The organism is Enterobacter sp. 61D5 (assembly GCF_034107965.1).
Classification (GTDB): Bacteria; Pseudomonadota; Gammaproteobacteria; order Enterobacterales; family Enterobacteriaceae; genus Enterobacter; species Enterobacter cloacae_M.
This window is the reverse complement of the sequence record NZ_JAWNFK010000011.1, coordinates 148,000-168,887: the sequence shown is the minus strand read 5'-3', so window position 1 is coordinate 168,887 and position 20,888 is coordinate 148,000. Positions and strand designations below refer to the sequence as shown.

The window sequence follows — 20,888 nt, the reverse complement described above, 5'->3', positions numbered from 1 at the left end:
CATGCCTGGGTCACGCCGCGCAAATAAGCTTAAAAGTAAATTAAATGTTATCAAAATGATGTTGTTTTGGTGGCGGGGCAGGGTGTATTGTAACCACCTCTTAATGCGTTGCCCTCTGTCGTCAGATAGTCTTCTGGTGAGAGATAAAGTCGCGTGACCTCAAATTCTTTAGCTACGAAAATTGTAATTATTTACTTGCTGAATTATGGTCGCTGCAACGGATTTACAGATACTTAAGTTAACCATAATAAGGAGTTTAGGATGAAAGTCGCAGTCCTCGGCGCTGCTGGTGGTATCGGCCAGGCGCTTGCCCTACTACTGAAAACCCAACTGCCTTCAGGCTCAGAACTCTCCCTGTACGATATTGCTCCGGTAACCCCTGGTGTGGCGGTTGACCTGAGCCACATCCCGACTGCTGTAAAAATCAAAGGCTTCTCCGGTGAAGATGCACGTCCTGCTCTGCAGGGTGCCGACGTGGTGCTGATTTCTGCAGGCGTGGCGCGTAAGCCAGGCATGGATCGTTCAGACCTGTTCAACGTCAACGCGGGCATCGTGAAAAACCTGGTGCAGCAGATTGCAGAAATCTGCCCGAAAGCATGCATCGGGATCATCACTAACCCGGTGAACACCACCGTGGCTATCGCGGCAGAAGTGCTGAAGAAAGCGGGTGTTTACGACAAAAACAAACTGTTCGGCGTAACCACGCTGGATATCATCCGTTCCAACACCTTTGTTGCTGAGCTGAAAGGCAAGCAGCCAACAGAAGTGGAAGTACCGGTAATTGGCGGTCACTCTGGCGTCACCATCCTGCCTCTGCTGTCGCAGATCCCAGGCGTGAGCTTCACCGAGCAGGAAGTGGCTGACCTGACTAAACGCATCCAGAACGCGGGCACCGAAGTGGTGGAAGCGAAAGCGGGCGGCGGTTCTGCAACCCTGTCTATGGGCCAGGCGGCTGCGCGTTTTGGTCTGTCACTGGTTCGCGCTCTGCAGGGCGAGAAAGGCGTTGTTGAATGCGCTTACGTTGAAGGCGATGGCGAACACGCTCGCTTCTTCTCTCAGCCGCTGCTGCTGGGTAAAAACGGTATCGAAGAGCGTAAATCCATTGGTACGCTGAGCGCGTTTGAACAACACGCGATGGAAGGCATGCTGGATACGCTGAAGAAAGATATCACCCTGGGAGAAGAGTTCGTTAACAAGTAAAACGAACCGTCTCCCGGTAAAAAAAACGGAGCTTATCGCTCCGTTTTTTTATGCCTGTCAGTTAGTGGCCGGGTATTCCTGAATCGTCACGTGCAGCGTCAGTTTCTTATCGTTGCGCATGACCTCAACAGGGATGATAGAACCTGGGCGAATTTCTGCCACCTGATCCATCGTCTCCAGCGCAGAGACCGCTGGCGTGCCGTTGACCGACACAATGACATCGTTTACCTGAATCCCCGCGTTAGCCGCCGGACCACCCTGTGCCACCTCGTTAACCACAATGCCCTGAATCTGATCGATACCGCCGCCCTGGGTATGCATCGGTGCAATTTCGCGCCCGCCGATACCGATATAGCCGCGGATCACGCGTCCGTCGCGAATCAGTTTATCCATAATTTTGGTCGCCAGCTGGAACGGAATGGCAAAGCCGATCCCTTCCGGCGTCTCACCGTCGTTACTCTTATCGAACGAGAGGGTGTTGATGCCCATCAGCTCGCCCAGCGAGTTGACCAGCGCCCCGCCGGAGTTACCGTGGTTGATGGAGGCATCGGTTTGCAGGAAGTTCTGCCGCCCGGAGGGGTTCAAACCGATACGACCGGTCGCGCTGATAATCCCCTGGGTGATGGTCTGGCCCAGGTTGTAAGGGTTACCGATAGCCAGTACGACGTCACCAATATGCGGGGTACGTTTACGGTTGATCGGGATGACCGGCAAACCGCCCGTGGCGTTAATTTTCAGAACGGCCAGGTCGGTCAGGCTGTCAGACCCAACGAGTAACGCCTCAAACACGCGGCCATCCTGCAGGGCGACGATGATCTGGTCGGCATCGTTAATCACGTGCTTGTTGGTAATAATGTAGCCGCGCTCGTCCATGATCACGCCGGAGCCGAGGGTACGGATCTCCAGCTGGTTATGGGCTGAGGTATTCAGGCCTCGGTTATAGACGTTAACCACGGCAGGTGCGGCACGGCGGACGGCCTGGTTATAGGTGGCCGGCGTTTCATCCGTGCTATCGAACTGGGGAGCCGACAGTTTATTGAACTGACGTAAAGACGGCAGCGCCAGCAGCAGCAGGCCAGCGACAATCAAACCGATGACAGTAGAACGTAAGAGCTTTAAAAGCATGATGCGCGTGTCGTTAAAAAAGGAACGATTTGCAGCATAACATGAGTTATCCGGACATCACACGCAGCGGTGATGTCCGGGTCGCAAATGCTTAGCGCAACAGAATATAGATGGACTCATTGCCACGCATGACCTGCAGGGCAATAACCGCCGGTTTACTTTCCAGCACCTTGCGCAGTTCGGCAATAGACTGCACGCGGTTGCGGTTTACACCGATAATCACGTCATCCTGATGCAATCCGGCCTGTGCGGCAGGGCTGCTCTTCTCAACGGTATCGATGCTAATGCCTTTCGTGCCGTCCTTCAGCTGCCCGTCGCTCAACGTAGCCCCCTGTAGCGCCGGGGCGATAAGCTCCGCACTGGCCGAAGATGAGGTGCTCTTATCCAGCGTCACCTCAACGTCAAGCGGCTTACCGTCACGTATCAGGCCCAGCTTCACTTTGGCGCCAGGTTCCGTTGTGGCAATCCGGGAGCGCAGTTCTGCAAAGCTGTTCAGCGGTTTGTCGTTCAGGCTGACGATCACATCTCCCGATTTCACGCCCGCTTTTGCCGAGCCGGAATTTGGCAGCACTTCACTGACAAACGCCCCGCGCTGTACGTTGATATTGAACGCTTTTGCGATATCCGCGCTCATCTCCATACCTTTAATACCCAGCAGCCCGCGTTTGATTTCACCGAACTGGATCAGCTGCTGCGCCAGGGTTTTGGCCATATTGCTGGGGATAGCAAAACCGATCCCGATGCTGCCGCCGCCCGGGGCCAGAATCGCCGTGTTAATCCCAATCAGCTCGCCGTTAAGGTTGAGCAATGCTCCGCCGGAGTTACCACGGTTGATTGATGCATCGGTCTGGATAAAGTTTTCCAGCCCTTCCAGATTGAGGCCGCTGCGCCCGAGCGCCGAGACGATCCCGGAAGTTGCGGTCTGCCCTAAGCCAAAGGGGTTGCCCACGGCGACGGCAAAATCGCCGACGCGCAGTTTGTCGGAATCCGCGATGGCAATCTGGGTCAGGTTGCTTGGGTTTTGTACCTGCAGCAGCGCGATGTCGCTCTGGTCATCGCCGCCGATCAGTTTGGCATCAAATTCACGGCCATCGTTCAGCTGGACGCTGATCTTATCGGCCTGGCTGATGACGTGATTGTTGGTCAGGATATAGCCTTTTGCCGCATCAATAATGACGCCAGAGCCCAGGCCTTCAAAAGGCTGCGCCTGCTGGTCGGGAGACTCATCGCCGAAATATTTTTTCAGTTCTTCAGGGACGCGTTGGCTTTGTACTGCGGTGCCCTCAACCTGAACGCTGACGACCGCAGGCAACACTTTTTCCAGCATTGGCGCGAGGCTTGGAATGGCCGCCTGGCCAGGCACCTGGGAAGGAATGGCGGCAAATACAGGGACGGACGCCGAGAGAGATAACCCGACACTTAACGCGATAGCGCTCAACAGCTGGTTTTTTTTCTTCATCGATGTTGACTCTCGTAACCTGGAATAAAGGAAAAACGGCCCTAAAAAACACGTTGATGTTATTGAATTTTAAACCGCTGAACAATGAGGTGTTTAACTAAATGATAGCTGGGGTCATCAGGAAAGGACGGGCGCAATCGCTGCGCCCGTAAAATAAATTCAGGTTGTGCGATTAATCGCGTTTTACACCGCCGCGCAGCAGGCCGGACGCGCCATCGGAATAGTCGCGAGGCATCTGAACGGGCGCCTGATCGTTACCGGCTTCAGAGTCAGCCAGACGGTTGCGGAACGGGTTGGTTTCCGCGGTCATTTCCGGCAGCAGGCTGCTGGAGCTTTTTGCCATATGTTGATACAGCTGACGATAGTCGGTTGCCATGTTGTCCAGCAGCTCGGCGCTACGGGCAAAATGGCTGACCAGCTCTTCACGATACTCTTCCAGCTCGGCTTTGTTCTTTTCCAGTTCGTACTGCAGTGACTGCTGCTGACGCAATTTGCGATTACCGAAACGCATGGCCACAGCACCGATGACGATGCCGACGACTAAACCGATTAGCGCATATTCCCAGGTCATGAACTTCTCCCGTTGTCTTGTTGTTCCGTAGGGTGTTGGCTCGGCTCCTGCCTGTGCCTGATAATGCCACTATAACCGCTATTTCTGCAGAAGTGGAATCCTGACGTATCATCGCGTAGTGTAGAACGGCCTTTTTTTCATCAGTCACGTCTGCTGGTGAGCGTTAATTGAAGGAATAACAATAAGATTATGCAAAACCTGTCCCCTGCATCGCGATATCAACTGGCCCTTAACGAGGGCTCTCATCAGCCTGATGACGTTCAACGTGAGGCGGTGAACCGTCTTGAGATGATTTATCAGGAGCTCACGGCAAAACCCGCTGAAGTTGAACAGAACGGTGGGCTAAAGGCGGCGTTTGGGCGGTTGCTCGGTAAAAAAACGCAACAGGCTCACGCGCCGGTGCGCGGTTTATATATGTGGGGCGGGGTCGGTCGCGGAAAAACCTGGCTGATGGACCTGTTTTATATGAGCCTGCCTGGCGCACGTAAGCAGCGTCTGCACTTCCATCGTTTTATGCTGCGGGTGCATGAAGAACTGACCGCACTGCAGGGCAAGAGCGATCCGCTGGAGATTGTGGCCGACAGGTTCAAAGCTGAAACCGACGTGCTCTGCTTCGACGAGTTTTTTGTGTCTGACATCACCGATGCCATGCTGCTAGGCGGCCTGATGAAAGCGCTATTTGCCCGCGGGGTCACGCTGGTGGCCACGTCGAATATCCCGCCGGATGAGCTCTATCGTAACGGCCTGCAGCGGGCACGCTTCCTGCCCGCCATCGATGCCCTCAAGCAGCACTGCGACATTATGAACGTCGATGCCGGTGTCGATTATCGTCTGCGCACGCTGACTCAGGCGCATCTGTGGCTTTCGCCGTTAAATGCAGAGACCACCCGCGAGATGGATACACTCTGGCTGGCGCTGGCGGGAGCAAAACGCGAGCACGCCCCGGAACTCGAGATTAACCATCGACCGCTGCCCACGCTCGGCGTCGAAAACCAAACGCTGGCGGTCTCCTTTACGACGCTCTGCGTGGATGCCCGCAGCCAGCATGACTACATTGCGCTTTCGCGTCTGTTCCACACCGTGATGGTGCTGGATGTACCGGTGATGACGCGGCTGATGGAGAGCGAAGCACGGCGCTTCATTGCGCTGGTGGATGAGTTTTATGAGCGCCACGTCAAGCTGGTGGTCAGCGCCGAGGTACCTTTATATGAGATTTACCAGGGAGAGCGGCTGAAATTTGAGTTCCAGCGCTGCCTGTCGCGCCTGCAGGAGATGCAGAGTGAGGAATACCTGAAGCTGGAGCATATGCCATAAATGCCACCCTCTCCCTGAGAAGGGAACCTTGTAGGCCGGGTAAGGCGCAGCCGCCACCCGGCATTTTCCACCCCCCCGAAAAACCCATTCCAAATCACATTTAAGGGTCGATCTTTGACCTCAACTTCTCTATAATCTTGCGACCCCACGTTACGAGAAGGTTTTTTTCCCGAAACTTTCTATGTGTCGGCATGTGCTATTCGAAGGGGTAGGTTTGCCGGACTTTGTCGTGTGAACCTCAACTGACTAAACGTTTGGGTGTTCACCAACGTGTAACTTATTATTTGGGTAAGCTTTTAATGAAAACTTTTACAGCTAAACCAGAAACCGTACAGCGCGACTGGTATGTTGTTGACGCGACCGGTAAAACTCTGGGCCGTCTGGCTACTGAACTGGCTCGTCGCCTGCGCGGTAAGCATAAAGCGGAATACACTCCGCACGTTGATACCGGTGATTACATCATCGTTCTGAACGCTGATAAAGTTGCTGTAACCGGCAACAAGCGTACTGACAAAGTGTACTATCACCACACTGGCCACATCGGTGGTATCAAAGAAGCGACCTTTGAAGAGATGATTGCCCGCCGTCCTGAGCGTGTGATTGAAATCGCGGTTAAAGGCATGCTGCCAAAAGGCCCGCTGGGTCGTGCTATGTTCCGTAAACTGAAAGTTTACGCAGGCAACGAGCACAACCACGCGGCACAGCAACCGCAAGTTCTTGACATCTAATCGGGATTATAGGCAATGGCTGAAAATCAATACTACGGCACTGGTCGCCGCAAAAGTTCCGCAGCTCGCGTTTTCATCAAACCGGGCAGTGGTAAAATCGTAATCAACCAGCGTTCTCTGGAACAATACTTCGGTCGCGAAACTGCCCGCATGGTAGTTCGCCAGCCGCTGGAACTGGTTGATATGGTAGAAAAACTGGATCTGTACATCACCGTTAAAGGTGGTGGTATCTCCGGTCAGGCAGGTGCGATCCGTCACGGTATCACCCGCGCTCTGATGGAGTACGACGAATCCCTGCGTTCTGAACTGCGTAAAGCTGGCTTCGTTACTCGTGACGCGCGTCAGGTTGAACGTAAGAAAGTGGGTCTGCGTAAAGCACGTCGTCGTCCACAGTTCTCCAAACGTTAATCCATTCTGCTTACGCAGAACGATTGGCGAAAAACCCGCTTCGGCGGGTTTTTTTATGGATAATGCGCAGGTTATCCACAATCTCCATGCATATATCTTCTCTTTTTCCACATTTCCAGAATCCCCTCACCACAAAGCCATCAAAATCTGGTAAACTATCATCCAATTTTCTGCCCAAATATCGGTGAATACTCGATTTTTGTTCGTTTCTTGAACAATGTGTTTTCTCTGGGATGGGCGATACAACATCTGGCTGGCCCCTGTTGGGCTGGTAGCAGTAAAAATTCTGAATATACCTGGAGGTTTTCATGGCTGTCGCTGCCAACAAACGTTCGGTAATGACGCTGTTTTCTGGTCCTACTGACATTTATAGCCATCAGGTTCGTATCGTGCTGGCCGAGAAGGGTGTCAGTTTTGAGATCGAGCATGTGGAAAAGGATAACCCGCCTCAGGATCTGATCGATCTCAACCCGAGCCAAAGCGTACCGACGCTGGTGGATCGCGAGCTGACCCTGTGGGAATCCCGTATCATTATGGAATATCTGGATGAGCGTTTCCCGCATCCGCCGCTGATGCCTGTTTACCCTGTCGCGCGTGGTGAAAGCCGCCTGTACATGCAGCGTATCGAAAAAGACTGGTACTCGCTGATGAACGTGATTACCAGCGGTTCTGCTTCTGAAGCTGACGCTGCGCGTAAGCAGCTGCGTGAAGAGCTGCTTGCGATTGCTCCTGTGTTTGGTCAGAAACCATTCTTCCTGAGCGATGAGTTCAGCCTGGTGGATTGCTACCTGGCACCACTGCTGTGGCGTCTGCCAACCCTGGGCGTAGAGTTCAGCGGTCCTGGCGCGAAAGAGCTGAAGGGCTATATGACTCGCGTATTTGAACGCGACTCTTTCCTGGCATCTTTAACTGAACCGGAACGTGAAATGCGTCTCGGCCGAGGCTAATGACTGTGGAAATGTCACAACTTACCCCACGCCGTCCTTATCTGCTGCGCGCCTTCTATGAATGGCTGCTGGATAACCAGCTCACGCCGCACCTGGTTGTGGATGTGACGTTGCCGGGCGTGCTGGTTCCTATGGAATACGCGCGTGACGGACAGATCGTACTGAACATTGCGCCGCGTGCGGTGGGTAACCTGGAGCTGGCAAACGATGAAGTGCGCTTCAACGCGCGTTTCGGCGGCGTGCCGCGTCAGGTTTCCGTACCTCTGGCAGCCGTGCTGGCTATCTACGCGCGTGAAAACGGTGCGGGTACCATGTTCGAGCCGGAAGCGGCGTATGATGAAGATGTTGCCAGCCTGAATGATGACAACGGATCCGATGAGCGCGAAAGCGACACGGTGATGTCACTTATCGATGGTGATAAACCCGATCATCACGACGACAATGACCCTGATGACGATCCGCCTCCGCGCGGTGGTCGTCCGGCTCTTCGCGTCGTGAAATAAAAACAGGCCCAATCGGGCCTGTTTTTTTTACACTTCCAGGTAGTTCAGGATCCCGTCAGCCGCTTTACGGCCTTCGGCAATCGCCGTTACCACCAGGTCAGAACCACGAACGATATCACCACCGGCGAATATTTTCGGGTTGCTGGTCTGGAATGCGTTGTCGCTACCTTCTGGCGCAATCACGCGGCCCTGCGAATCCAGCTCAACGCTGTGCTTCGCCAGCCATTCCATGCTGTGAGGACGGAAACCGAACGCCATCACTACGGCATCGGCCGGGATCACGTGCTCCGAACCGGCTACGATCTCGGCGCGACGACGGCCTTTCGCATCCGGTGCGCCCATCTCAGTGCGCGCCATCTTCACGCCGCTCACTTTACCGTTGGCATTCACTTCAATACCCAGAGGCTGGATGTTGAACTGGAACTCCACGCCCTCTTCACGCGCGTTTTTCACTTCGCGTTTAGAGCCCGGCATGTTCTCTTCGTCACGACGATAGGCGCAGATCACGTGTGCCGCATTCTGACGAATGGAGGTACGCACGCAGTCCATCGCGGTATCACCGCCGCCCAGCACCACCACGCGTTTGCCTTCCATGCTTACGAACGGCTCATCGGCGGTTTCGCCGTAGCCCATGATCTGCTTGGTATTGGCAATCAGGAACGGCAGCGCATCGTACACGCCTGGCGCATCTTCGTTCTCCAGACCGCCGCGCATGGACTGATAGGTGCCCACGCCGAGGAACACGGCGTCGTAATCCTTCAGCAGGTCGTCGAGCTGCACGTCGCGGCCCACCTCCACGTTCAGTTTGAACTCAATGCCCATGCCGGTGAAGATTTCACGGCGACGGGTCATGACCTCTTTTTCCAGCTTGAAGGCCGGGATACCGAAGGTCAGCAGACCGCCGATTTCCGGATGGCGGTCAAAGACCACCGCCTTCACGCCGTTGCGGGTCAGCACGTCCGCACAGGCCAGGCCCGCCGGGCCCGCGCCGATGATCGCCACGCGCTTGTCGGTTTGCTTCACGCCGGTCATGTCCGGACGCCAGCCCATTTCGAACGCTTTATCGTTGATATAGCGCTCGATGTTGCCGATGGTCACCGCGCCGAACTCGTCGTTCAGCGTACAGGAGCCTTCGCACAGACGGTCCTGAGGGCACACGCGGCCGCACACTTCCGGCAGGGTGTTGGTCTGGTGAGACAGCTCGGCGGCTTCAAAAATACGCCCTTCGTTGGCCAGCTTCAGCCAGTTCGGGATGTAGTTGTGTACCGGACATTTCCATTCGCAGTAAGGGTTACCGCAGGACAGGCAGCGGTCTGCCTGTGCCTTGGCCTGGCCTTCTGAAAACGGCTCGTAGATTTCAACAAATTCAATTTTGCGGATCTTCAGCGGTTTCTTTGGCGGATCAACACGCTGCAGGTCGATAAACTGGTATACGTTCTGGCTCATCTGAATTCCTTACTGCGCCTGCACGCGCAGCTCTGCTGCGCTACGACTACGGTGACCCAACAGGGCTTTAACATCGCTGGACTTCGGCTTAACCAGCGCGAATTTCGCAGAGAACGCCGGCCAGTTCGCCAGGATCTCTTCGCCGCGCGAAGAACCGGTATGCTGCACGTGTTCGGTAATCAAGCCGCGCAGGTGTTCTTCATGGATAGCCAGCGTATCAACGTCCAGCACTTCCACCAGCTCCGGGTTCACGCGTTTGCGGAACTCGCCGTCTTCGTCCAGGACGTACGCAAAACCGCCCGTCATGCCCGCGCCGAAGTTCACGCCGGTTTTACCCAGAACGCAAACAATCCCGCCCGTCATGTATTCACACCCGTTATCGCCAATGCCTTCCACCACGGTGATAGCACCGGAGTTACGCACCGCAAAACGCTCGCCCGCACGGCCTGCTGCAAAGAGACGACCGCCGGTCGCGCCGTACAGGCAGGTGTTACCGATGATGCTGGCTTCATGGCTGCGGAAGGCTGAGCCGACCGGAGGACGCACCGCCAGCAGACCGCCTGCCATGCCTTTACCGACGTAGTCGTTGGCATCGCCGGTCAGGTACAGCTCAACGCCGCCTGCGTTCCATACGCCGAAGCTCTGACCCGCGGTACCGCTGAAGTGCGCGGTAATCGGATCCGCTGCCAGCCCCTGGTCACCGTGCGTTTGCGCGATGTAGCCGGAGAGGGAGGCGCCCACGGAGCGGTCGGTGTTGCGGATATCAAACCAGAACGTTTTGCTCTGCTTGTCGTCCACGTACGGTTTCGCCTGCTGCAGCAGCTGCGCGTTCAGCACGCCGTTATCGAACGGCGGGTTGTTCTCGGTGCAGTAGACCGCTTTGCCAGGGTGCGGCTGCGCGGTTTCCAGCAGCTTGCTCAGCTCCAGCTTCTGCTGCTTCGCCGTGAAGCCTTCCAGCTCTTTCAGCAGGTCGGTACGGCCAATCAGGTCCACCAGACGCTTCACGCCCAGCTGCGCCATCAGCTCGCGGGTTTCGCGGGCGATGAACTCAAAGTAGTTGGTCACTTTGAACGGCAGACCGTGATAGTGGTTCTTACGCAGCTTCTCGTCCTGGGTTGCAACGCCGGTTGCGCAGTTGTTCAGGTGGCAAATACGCAGGTATTTACAGCCGAGCGCAACCATTGGGCCGGTACCGAAGCCGAAGCTTTCCGCGCCGAGGATCGCCGCTTTAATGATGTCGAGACCGGTTTTCAGGCCGCCGTCCACCTGCAGACGGATCTTGTGACGCAGACCGTTAGCCACCAGCGCCTGCTGGGTTTCCACCAGGCCAAGCTCCCACGGGCAGCCCGCGTATTTCACGGAGGAGAGCGGGCTTGCGCCGGTGCCGCCGTCGTAGCCGGCGATGGTGATGAGATCCGCATAGGCTTTCGCCACGCCGGTAGCGATGGTGCCGACGCCCGGTTCGGAAACCAGCTTCACGGAGATCATCGCCTTCGGGTTGACCTGCTTCAGGTCGAAAATTAGCTGGGCTAAGTCCTCGATAGAGTAGATATCGTGGTGCGGCGGCGGGGAGATCAGCGTCACGCCCGGCACGGAATAGCGCAGTTTGGCGATGTACGGGGTAACTTTATCACCCGGCAGCTGGCCGCCTTCGCCCGGTTTAGCACCCTGAGCGACTTTAATCTGGATCACGTCGGCGTTCACCAGGTACGCAGGCGTCACGCCAAAGCGACCGGATGCCACCTGCTTGATACGGGACACTTTGTTGGTGCCGTAACGCGCCGGATCTTCACCGCCTTCGCCGGAGTTGGAGTTGCCGCCGATGCTGTTCATGGCTTCCGCCAGCGCTTCGTGGGCTTCCGGGCTCAGCGCGCCGATGGACATCGCCGCGGTATCGAAGCGTTTGAACAGCTCGGATGCAGGCTCAACCTCGTCAATGCTGACCGCTTCATCACCCGGGTTCAGGGCAATGAGGTCGCGCAGCGTTGCCGCCGGGCGGTTGTTTACCAGCTCAGCGTACTGCTGGTAATCGCTGTATTCACCGCTCTGAACCGCCTGCTGCAGCGTGCGCACCACATCCGGGTTGTATGCATGATACTCGCCGCCGTGAACGTATTTCAGCAGACCGCCCTGATCCAGCGGCTTACGTGCCAGCCAGGCACGTTTGGACAGGTTCACCAGATCCTGCTGGAAGTCAGCAAAACCGGCGCCGCCGATGCGGCTGACCACGCCCTGGAAGCAGAGGTTGGCGACCTCGTCATGCAGGCCGACCGCTTCAAACAGCTTCGAACAGCGGTAGGAGGCAATGGTCGAGATGCCCATTTTGGACATGATCTTATACAGGCCTTTGTTGATGCCGTTACGGTAGTTCAGCATCACCGCGCGGTAATCTTTGTCGATCGCGCGGGTATCCACCAGGCGTGCCAGCGTTTCGTAGGCCAGGTACGGGTAGATCGCCGTCGCGCCAAAGCCTAACAGCACGGCAAAGTGGTGCGGGTCGCGGGCGCTGGCGGTTTCCACAATGATGTTGGCGTCGCAGCGCAGGCTCTTGTCGACCAGACGCGTCTGGATAGCACCGACCGCCATCGGGGCTGGCACCGGCAGACGGTTTTTCGCAATATTGCGGTCGGAGAGCACCAGCAGAACGGTACCGTTACGCACCATCTGTTCGGCTTTGTCACACAGCGCATTCACCGTCTCTTCGAGGCTCGCTTCGGTCACGTCGAAGGTAATATCGAGCGTATCGGCGCGGTAGTGCTCCTCTTTCATGGTGGTGAGCTGTTTGAAATCGGAGTACAGCAGGATCGGCGATTTAAAGGTCAGACGGTGCGCCTGGCCTTCTGCCTCGCAGAAGACGTTCATCTCGCGACCGATGCTGGTAGCCAGCGACATCACGTGCGCTTCGCGCAGCGGGTCGATCGGCGGGTTGGTCACCTGCGCGAACTGCTGGCGGAAATAGTCATAGATGATGCGCGGCTGGCTGGAGAGCACGGCAAATGGGGTATCGTCCCCCATGGAGCCGACCGCTTCCTGGCCGTTTTCACCCAGTACGCGAATAACAGAGTCCAGCTCTTCCGCGCTGTAGTTAAACTGTTTCTGGAAGCTTGCAAGCGTATCGTCGTCCAGTTCGCGACGACCCACTTCTTCATCTGATAAATCTTCGAACGGCACGAGGCGACGGACGTTCTTCTCCATCCACTCTTTGTACGGATGACGGCTTTTAAGATCGTGATCGGTTTCGGCAGAGTGCAGAATGCGACCTCCGCGGGTGTCGATCACCATCAGCTCGCCCGGACCGACGCGGCCTTTCTCGACCACTTCGTCAGGCTGGTAATCCCAGATACCGACTTCAGAGGCGCAGGTGATGAGCTTGTCTTTGGTGATGACGTAGCGCGCCGGACGCAGACCGTTACGGTCCAGGTTACAGGCGGCAAAGCGGCCGTCGGACATGACGATGCCCGCCGGGCCGTCCCACGGCTCCATGTGCATGGAGTTAAAGTCGAAGAACGCGCGCAGCTCAGGGTCCATATCCGGGTTGTTCTGCCAGGCCGGTGGCACGAGCAGACGCATGGCGCGCACAATGTCCATCCCGCCTGCCAGCAGCAGTTCCAGCATGTTATCCATGGAGCTGGAGTCAGAGCCGGTTTCGTTCACGAACGGCGCGGCATCGTGCAGGTCAGGGATCAGCGGCGTCTGGAATTTATAGGTACGGGCGCGGGCCCACTGGCGGTTACCGGTGATGGTGTTGATCTCGCCGTTGTGCGCCAGGTAGCGGAACGGTTGAGCAAGCGGCCAGCGTGGAACGGTGTTGGTGGAGAAGCGCTGGTGGAACAGGCAAATGGCCGATTCCAGACGCAGGTCCGCCAGGTCCAGGTAGAAGCGCGGCAGGTCAGCCGGCATACACAGACCCTTATAGATGTTCACCAGGTTAGAGAGGCTACAGACGTAGAACTCTTTATCGTCCTGGAGACGTTTTTCAATGCGGCGGCGGGCAATAAACAGACGGCGTTCCATATCACGCGGACGCCAGCCCGCAGGCGCGTTGACGAAAATCTGTTCAATACGAGGCAGCGAGGAGAGGGCGATTTCACCGAGCACCCCTTCGTTGGTTGGCACATTGCGCCAGCCGACAATCGACAGGGTTTCACGCTGAAGTTCTTCTTCGACGATGCGGCGTGAGGCGGCAGCCTTTTCAGGATCCTGGTTCAGGAACAGCATGCCGACAGCGTAGTTTTTGGCTAAACGCCAGCCGCGCTCTTCCGCCACGATGCGGAAGAAACGATCCGGTTTTTGCAGCAGCAGGCCGCAACCGTCGCCCGTTTTACCATCGGCAAGAATCGCGCCACGGTGCTGCATTCGGGCCAGTGCGTGAATAGCAGTACGCACTACCTTGTGGCTAGGTTCGCCTTCTATGTGGGCGATCAGGCCGAAACCACAGTTATCCTTCTCAAGGGATTTATCGTACAACATATCAGTGAACCTCCCCAGGCTCGTCGGGCTTCCCACTGAACTTTACCGTGGCGCACAGGCACAGAAAGAGCATGGCGACGGGGTTTGCGTTTCATACGCGGACCTCGCATTCGCCCTCTTTTTCATCCTTTCGCGCAGGTAAACAAGTTTGAGGACTTGCTTCAGAGGGAATCTCAATTACTGCATAAATATGATGAGCAGGCCGCTCATCCAGAAAGCTTCCAGCGGATTTCCAACTTATCGGGAATTGGTACACAGGTCAAATGGCAATCTTATTTATACAAAAATGTGCTAAAGAGAGTTTATGTCTTTGAAATTAAATGGAATTTAACTATTTTTACATTGATTGTATGCCCTGGCAGGACGCAGCGGAGTGTGATCTGACTCACTATATGAAAGCGGTATTATCAATGTAGCGTGCTGAATAGCCGTTTTATAGCAGAATAATAATCTGGCAATGACTGCAAACCCGCATAAACCCACTGTTTTTCAGTGGTGGCGCTATAAATGAAAAAAACAATCAGAACATAAGGAAAAGTAATCACGGGTGGCATGAATGAAATTGCAGTAATCCTGAGTATTTATTCATATAGATAAAGGCCGTCCAGGGCGATTGATCCAGGTCATCGCCGACAGAGGCTAAAAGTGGCAGGCTTGTCCCCTTTCTCCGGGACGGTCTATCAGATTATGCAGTTACAGAAATTAGTCAATATGTTTGGTGGGGATCTTTTGCAGCGGTACGGGCAAAAGGTTCATAAGCTGACGCTGCACGGCGGGTTTAGCTGCCCGAATCGCGATGGCACCATCGGGCGCGGCGGCTGCACCTTCTGTAACGTTGCGTCCTTTGCTGACGAAGCCCAGCAGCATCACTCTATCGCTGAACAGCTTGCCCATCAGGCCAGCCTGGTGAACCGCGCGAAGCAGTATCTGGCTTATTTTCAGGCCTACACCAGCACGTGGGCGGAGGTGCAGGTGCTGCGCTCTATGTATCAGCAGGCCGTCAGCCAGGCTAACATCGTTGGGCTGTGCGTGGGCACGCGCCCGGACTGCGTACCGGACGCGGTGCTGGACCTGCTCAGCGAGTACAAAGCACAAGGCTACGAGATCTGGCTGGAGCTGGGCTTGCAGACCGCGCACGACAAAACCCTGCACCGTATTAACCGTGGCCATGATTTCGCCTGCTACCAGCGCACCACGCGCCTGGCCCGCGAGCGCGGGCTGAAGGTCTGCTCGCATCTGATTGTCGGCTTGCCGGGTGAAGGGCAGCAGCACGGCCTGGAGACGCTGGAAAAGGTGGTTGAGACCGGCGTGGACGGCATTAAGCTGCACCCGCTGCATATCGTTACGGGAAGCATTATGGCGAAAGCCTGGGAAGCCGGGCGGTTAAGCGGTATTGAGCTTGAGGACTATACGGTGACGGCGGGGGAGATGATTCGCCACACCCCGCCGGAAATTGTCTACCACCGCATCTCGGCCAGCGCCCGCCGTCCAACGCTTCTGGCACCGCTATGGTGTGAGAACCGCTGGACGGGGATGTTGGAAATCGACCGCTACCTGCAGGAGAACGGTGTTCAGGGCTCGGCGCTTGGCCGCCCGTGGGTTCCACGTCTACCGGCGACGGCCGCCTAACAGACTTCCCAGCATGCCGCGCACTATCTGATTGGTGACCTGTCGCGCCGCGCTTTTCGCCATGGTTTGTACCACGCCGTCGCGCTTGCCGCCGCGCGGCCCGGTGCTGCCGAACAGGATGTCTTTGAGACCCCCGAGAATACCGTCATCCACGGCGACAGACTGCCCTTTAGCGGCAGGCGCATCCTGGGATTCGGTGGTCGCCTGCACCCCTTTTTGCAGCATCTCGAACGCAGACTCGCGATCAACCTCGTCTTCGTACTTCCCGTAAACCGGAGAATGGTTAATCAGGCCGTTACGTTCATCGTCGGTAACGGGCCCCATGCGCGAGCAGGGCGCGATCACCATGGCGCGTTCTACCACGGACGGGCTGCCCTTCGCATCCAGGAATGAGATCAGCGCTTCACCGGTGCCTAACGCCTGAATCGCCGCTTCGGTATCAAAGGCAGGATTAGCGCGCATGGTCTGCGCGGCGGCTTTCACCGCTTTCTGATCCTTCGGCGTAAAGGCGCGCAAGGCGTGCTGCACGCGGTTACCGAGCTGACCGAGCACGTTATCCGGGATATCCGACGGGTTTTGTGAAACAAACCAGACGCCAACGCCTTTGGAGCGGATCAGGCGAATGACCTGTTCAATCTTATCCAGCAATACCTGCGGCGCGTCGTTAAACAGCAGATGCGCTTCGTCAAAGAAGAAGACCAGCTTCGGTTTTTCCAGATCGCCCGCTTCGGGTAACTGTTCGTAGAGCTCAGAGAGCATCCACAGCAGGCTGGCGGCGTAGAGCTTTGGCATCTGGTAGAGCTTCTCGGAGCTCAGAATGTTGATGATGCCTTTGCCGCTGCTGTCGGTGCGCATCCAGTCTTTGATATCCAGCATCGGCTCGCCGAAGAAGTGTTCGGCCCCCTGTTGCTCCAGCGTCAGTAACCCGCGCTGAATGGCTCCCACCGAGGCGCTGCTGATATTGCCGTACTGGTTCTGGAAGGATTTGGCGTTATCGCCTATGTACTGCGTAATGGCACGCAGATCTTTGAAATCAAGCAGCAGCAGCCCCTGATCGTCGGCAATGCGGAAGATAATATTCAGCACGCCGGACTGCACGTCGTTGAGGTTAAGCAGACGGGCCAGCAGCAGCGGGCCGAGATCGGAGACGGTAGCGCGCACCGGGTGGCCTTTCTCACCAAAGATATCCCACACCACCACCGGATTGTTATGCGGCGTCCAGTCCGTGATGCCAATATTCTTCAGCCGTTCGAGCAGTTTCTCAGAGGCCGTACCTTCCTGAGCCACACCGGTTAAATCGCCTTTCACGTCAGCCATAAAGACCGGTACGCCAATCTCCGAAAGCGACTCCGCCAGCTTTTGCAGGGTGACGGTTTTCCCCGTCCCGGTCGCTCCGGTGATCAGACCGTGGCGGTTCGCCATCGCGGGCAGTAAATACAGCTCTTTTTCCAGCGTCCTGGCAATTAACAATGGTGTACTCATGATGCGCTTCCTCTCTTTGTCCTGGGTGGATTATAGGCAACCTGACCGCAATTTGGTTGAGTAAATTCCTGACTTTGCGGCGCATTATCCAGTGCGGACTATGCTTTTGCATACGGTTCACAAAAATAGTGGGAAACGATGTCCAGATTCTTCTTTAACGATCGCAAACAGCTGGTCAACGATGCCATTGAAGGCATACTGCTTTCTGCGCCACAAGCAAATCTCGTCAAACTTGATATCGATCCGGCCATCAGGATCGTCGCACGTGGAGACTGGGACAAAAGCCGCGTGGCGGTGATCTCCGGCGGCGGCTCAGGCCACGAACCCGCGCACGCCGGGTTTGTTGGCAAAGGGATGCTGACGGCGGCAGTGTGTGGCGATCTGTTTGCCTCGCCGAGCGTGGATGCGGTGCTGAATGCCATTGTGGCGGTCACGGGCGATCGCGGCTGTCTGCTGATTGTCAAAAACTACACCGGCGATCGCCTGAACTTTGGCCTCGCGGCAGAAAAGGCCAAACGCTACGGTCTTAAGGTGGAGATGGCGATCGTGGCGGACGATATCGCGCTGCCGGATAACAAGCAGCCGCGCGGTATTGCCGGTACGGCACTGGTGCACAAGATTGCGGGCTATGCGGCGGAGCAGGGGAAATCGCTGAGCGAGGTGCGGGATATTGCGCAACAGGCCTGCGATAACCTCTGGAGCCTGGGCGTTGCGATGCAAACGTGCAACCTGCCGGGCAGCGACGAGGAAGAGGGGCGCATTAAGCAGGGCCATGTCGAGCTGGGGCTGGGCATTCACGGCGAGCCCGGTGCTTCCGTCGTGGATACGCAGAACAGCAAAGCCATTATCGACACGCTGGTGACGCCGTTACGCGCGCAGGCGGGAGAAGGGCGGTTTGCGGTATTGATTAACAATCTCGGTGGCGTATCGGCGCTGGAGATGGCGCTGCTGACCAAAGAGCTGGCGCATTCGGCGCTGAAAGAGGAGATCGCGTACCTGATAGGCCCCGCGCCGCTGGTGAGCGCGCTGGACATGAAGGGCTTTTCGCTCACGCTGCTTAAGCTCAACGACTTCTTTGAAAAGGCGATTCACGCCGAGGTCGAAACGCTGGGCTGGCAGAAGCCCGTGGCGTTTGCGCCACTGCGCACCGTGGCACATACCGCCATTCACGATCGTGTGGAATACACTCCGTCGGACAATCTGCGGGTGGGTGAATATGTCTCCTCGGTGACGAAAACGCTGCTCCAGCTGGAAAACCGACTGAACGCGCTGGATGCCAAAGTGGGCGACGGCGATACCGGCTCCACTTTTGCGCAAGGGGCGCGGGATATTGCGCAGCGTCTGGAGGATCGCAAGCTCCCGCTTGATAACGTATCGACGCTGCTGTTGCTGGTGGGCGAGCGGCTGGCGACGGTGATGGGCGGATCGAGCGGGGTGCTAATGTCGATCTTCTTCACCGCGGCCGCGCAAAAGCTTCACGATGGTCAGCCGCTGCCCGAGGCATTGCTCAGCGGGCTGGCGCAGATGAAGCAGTACGGTGGGGCAGATCTCGGCGATCGTACCCTGATCGACGCGCTACAACCGGCGCTTGAAGCATTGAAAGGTGGCGATATTCAGGCAGCGGCGCAGGCCGCACAGCACGGTGCCGAAGCAACGGCGAAAATGGCGAAAGCCGGCGCGGGACGTTCATCGTATGTGAATAAAGAGAATCTGGATGGGGTAATGGATCCCGGTGCGGTCGCGGTGGCTGAGGTGTTTAAGGCCATGGTAGCTGCAAAACGGTAACGACCGTTACCGTTTTTAGTGTGTGCGCCCTCTCCCTGTGGGAGAGGGTTGGGGTGAGGGCATCAGGCCGCACATTCCCCGCCTATGTCACATCAAAAATCCGCTTTCAATACCACGCGGTAGCGGGCTTTGCCGTCACGCACGTGCTGGATCGCTTCGTTGATTTTCGACATCGGATACAGTTCGGTGGTCGGGGCCACTTTGGTGCGTCCGGCAAACTTCATCAGCTTGCGCAACTCAAACGGCGTACCGGTCGCGGAGCCTGACACACTGCGATCCCCGCCGATCAGGGTAAACGCAGGAACCGGCAGCGGCTTCATCACAGCACCTACGGTATGGAAGTTACCGCCGTAGGCCAGTGCCTCAAAGTACGGCTGCCAGTTGAGATCCACGTTAACGGTGTTGATGATCAGGTCAAACTGCCCAGCCAGCGCGTTCAGCGCGTCAGGATCGCGGCTGTTCACCACTTTATCCGCACCCATCGCCAGCACTTCTTTCTCTTTTGCCGGGTTCGAGCTGAACGCCGTGACTTCACAGCCCATCGCGTGCAGCAGCTTGATGGCGATATGCCCCAGGCCGCCAATACCAATGACGCCCACGCGGCTGGTGGCGGTGATATGGTGCATCAGCAGGGGTTTGAAGACGGTGATACCGCCGCACAGCAGCGGACCGGCGGATTCGATATCAATGCTGTCCGGCAGCGGGATCACCCATTGCCAGTCGGCGCGCAGTTTGTCGGCAAAACCGCCTTTGTTCAGAATGGTGGGAACGGCGCCCTCGAGGCAGTTGATCTGATTGCCGCTGATACAGGCGTCGCAGTGGCCGCAGCTGCGTGCCGTCCAGCCAATGCCCACGCGCTGGCCCACTTTCAGCCCTTTGTCCTGCGCGGCGCTACCGAGGGCCACGACGCGGCCAATAACTTCGTGCCCGGCAACCAGCGGATAGCTGGAGAAGCCCCATTCGTTGTCGATCATCGAGAGATCCGAGTGGCAGATCCCGCAGTAATCAACCTGTACTTCGACGTCTTCTGCTTTTAGTTCGCCCGCATCGTACTCGTACAGCTCAAGTTCTGCACCCGCCTGCGGTGCGGCGTAGCTTTTTATCTTCGACATCGTGTTTCCCCCGTTGTGGTGTGAACTGAGAGTGTAGAGCATTCAGTTTACAGCCGCTTAACAGAAGAGGGCAGGAACAAAACTTACAGACTTTTCAGCATTCTGACTTCGCAATCAACGTGGCCGGTACAGCCCAGCGGTGCATCGATATGCTCAAAGCCCAGATGTTCATACAGGCCGATGGCCTCTTTGAGGAAAGCGGTTGTTTCAAGGTAGCAGCGTGTAAAACCCTGCTTGCGCGCGTGGTCCAGCGCAATCAGCGCCAGCTTTTTTGCCAGTCCTTGCCCGCGCGCCGTTGGCAGGAAATACATTTTCTGTAGTTCACAGATATCCGGCTCGCTGCAGCTGAGGGGCGCCACGCCGCCGCCGCCCACCACCAGGCCGTTCTGCTCGATTACCCAGTAGGCATGCCCTGGCTGGCTGTAGAGCTGGTAAAGCTCGTCCAGGTTCGGGTCAGCAACCGTGTAGCCTTTGTCAGCCGTCAGGCCATATTCGGCAGAAACGGTGCGGATAACGGCGGCGATAGCCGAATTATCCTGCTCAGTGATCCGACGCATCGTCGTCGCGACGGGGGTAATCACGCTCATAGCATTACTCATAACAAAAATTGACACATAACTGCTGTTAATAGCACCGCAGAAAGGGGAGTGCAAGCGAGGAGTTTTCAGGAAGGATACCCCTTACGCCCTGAAGCGTAAGGGGTAAAAGC

General features: G+C 56.6%; 16 protein-coding genes. 8 read left to right on the top strand and 8 right to left on the bottom strand.

What is annotated here, in order from left to right; all coding sequences use genetic code 11:
• Positions 1–261 precede the first annotated feature (261 nt).
• Positions 262–1,200, top strand: coding sequence for a malate dehydrogenase (gene mdh, locus UTM25_RS12925; RefSeq protein ID WP_023309387.1), 939 nt, complete (start codon positions 262–264; stop codon positions 1,198–1,200).
• Positions 1,201–1,257: 57 nt separating this feature from the next.
• Here the strand turns inward: mdh and degS are convergent, their stop codons facing one another.
• The 3 genes from degS to zapG all read right to left on the bottom strand — a co-directional run bounded on the left by degS (position 1,258) and on the right by zapG (position 4,355).
• On the bottom strand, positions 1,258–2,325 hold the full coding sequence (gene degS, locus UTM25_RS12920) for an outer membrane-stress sensor serine endopeptidase DegS (RefSeq protein WP_194401336.1): 1,068 nt from the start codon (positions 2,323–2,325) through the stop codon (positions 1,258–1,260).
• Between the two features lie 91 nt (positions 2,326–2,416).
• Positions 2,417–3,784 carry a serine endoprotease DegQ gene (degQ, locus tag UTM25_RS12915; protein ID WP_023309385.1) on the bottom strand — a complete coding sequence of 456 codons (1,368 nt, stop codon included), beginning with the start codon at positions 3,782–3,784 and terminating at the stop codon, positions 2,417–2,419.
• Positions 3,785–3,956: 172 nt separating this feature from the next.
• Entirely contained in the window at positions 3,957–4,355 is a 399-nt protein-coding gene (gene zapG, locus UTM25_RS12910; protein WP_008502832.1) for a Z-ring associated protein ZapG, read from the bottom strand.
• Between the two features lie 189 nt (positions 4,356–4,544).
• Between zapG and zapE the strand changes: the two genes are divergently transcribed.
• The 5 genes from zapE (at position 4,545) to sspB (ending at position 8,255) form a co-directional block, all read left to right on the top strand.
• Positions 4,545–5,669 carry a cell division protein ZapE gene (zapE, locus tag UTM25_RS12905; RefSeq protein WP_194401335.1) on the top strand — a complete coding sequence of 375 codons (1,125 nt, stop codon included), beginning with the start codon at positions 4,545–4,547 and terminating at the stop codon, positions 5,667–5,669.
• A 299-nt stretch (positions 5,670–5,968) separates the two neighbouring features.
• Positions 5,969–6,397, top strand: coding sequence for a 50S ribosomal protein L13 (rplM, locus tag UTM25_RS12900; protein WP_006178824.1), 429 nt, complete (start codon positions 5,969–5,971; stop codon positions 6,395–6,397).
• Between the two features lie 15 nt (positions 6,398–6,412).
• The gene (gene rpsI / locus UTM25_RS12895; protein WP_003860436.1) at positions 6,413–6,805 is read left to right on the top strand and encodes a 30S ribosomal protein S9; all 393 of its coding nucleotides are present in this window, start codon (positions 6,413–6,415) and stop codon (positions 6,803–6,805) included.
• A 308-nt stretch (positions 6,806–7,113) separates the two neighbouring features.
• Complete coding sequence (sspA, locus tag UTM25_RS12890; protein ID WP_014885418.1) at positions 7,114–7,752, top strand: stringent starvation protein SspA; 639 nt, start codon at positions 7,114–7,116, stop codon at positions 7,750–7,752.
• 5 nt (positions 7,753–7,757) lie between these two features.
• Positions 7,758–8,255 (top strand): ClpXP protease specificity-enhancing factor, encoded by a 498-nt coding sequence (gene sspB, locus UTM25_RS12885; RefSeq protein ID WP_194401334.1) that lies wholly within the window; start codon positions 7,758–7,760, stop codon positions 8,253–8,255.
• Positions 8,256–8,282: 27 nt separating this feature from the next.
• Here the strand turns inward: sspB and gltD are convergent, their stop codons facing one another.
• Together gltD and gltB are read right to left on the bottom strand one after the other, a co-directional pair.
• Positions 8,283–9,701 (bottom strand): glutamate synthase subunit GltD, encoded by a 1,419-nt coding sequence (gene gltD, locus UTM25_RS12880; protein ID WP_023309377.1) that lies wholly within the window; start codon positions 9,699–9,701, stop codon positions 8,283–8,285.
• 9 nt (positions 9,702–9,710) lie between these two features.
• On the bottom strand, positions 9,711–14,171 hold the full coding sequence (gene gltB / locus UTM25_RS12875; protein ID WP_032665053.1) for a glutamate synthase large subunit: 4,461 nt from the start codon (positions 14,169–14,171) through the stop codon (positions 9,711–9,713).
• A gap of 687 nt (positions 14,172–14,858) precedes the next feature.
• On the opposite strand from gltB, the gene UTM25_RS12870 reads away from it, so the two are divergent.
• Positions 14,859–15,800: a TIGR01212 family radical SAM protein gene (locus tag UTM25_RS12870; RefSeq protein WP_194401333.1), complete on the top strand. Its 942-nt coding sequence runs from the start codon at positions 14,859–14,861 to the stop codon at positions 15,798–15,800.
• On the opposite strand, the gene UTM25_RS12865 is transcribed toward UTM25_RS12870, so the two are convergent.
• On the bottom strand, positions 15,780–17,282 hold the full coding sequence (locus UTM25_RS12865) for a helicase HerA-like C-terminal domain-containing protein (RefSeq protein ID WP_023309371.1): 1,503 nt from the start codon (positions 17,280–17,282) through the stop codon (positions 15,780–15,782). The two genes, UTM25_RS12870 and UTM25_RS12865, sit on opposite strands and share 21 nt — an antisense overlap.
• 138 nt (positions 17,283–17,420) lie before the next feature.
• Here UTM25_RS12865 and UTM25_RS12860 point away from each other — a divergent pair, with 138 nt between their 5' ends.
• A complete protein-coding gene (locus tag UTM25_RS12860; RefSeq protein WP_194401332.1) occupies positions 17,421–19,067 on the top strand; it encodes a dihydroxyacetone kinase subunit DhaK in 1,647 nt (548 codons plus the stop codon).
• Positions 19,068–19,159: 92 nt separating this feature from the next.
• Here UTM25_RS12860 and ahr read toward each other — a convergent pair whose 3' ends face one another.
• Together ahr and UTM25_RS12850 are read right to left on the bottom strand one after the other, a co-directional pair.
• Positions 19,160–20,179: an NADPH-dependent aldehyde reductase Ahr gene (gene ahr, locus UTM25_RS12855; RefSeq protein WP_033146757.1), complete on the bottom strand. Its 1,020-nt coding sequence runs from the start codon at positions 20,177–20,179 to the stop codon at positions 19,160–19,162.
• A gap of 83 nt (positions 20,180–20,262) precedes the next feature.
• Positions 20,263–20,766, bottom strand: a complete 504-nt coding sequence (locus UTM25_RS12850; protein ID WP_194401331.1) for a GNAT family N-acetyltransferase — start codon at positions 20,764–20,766, stop codon at positions 20,263–20,265.
• Positions 20,767–20,888: the final 122 nt, after the last annotated feature.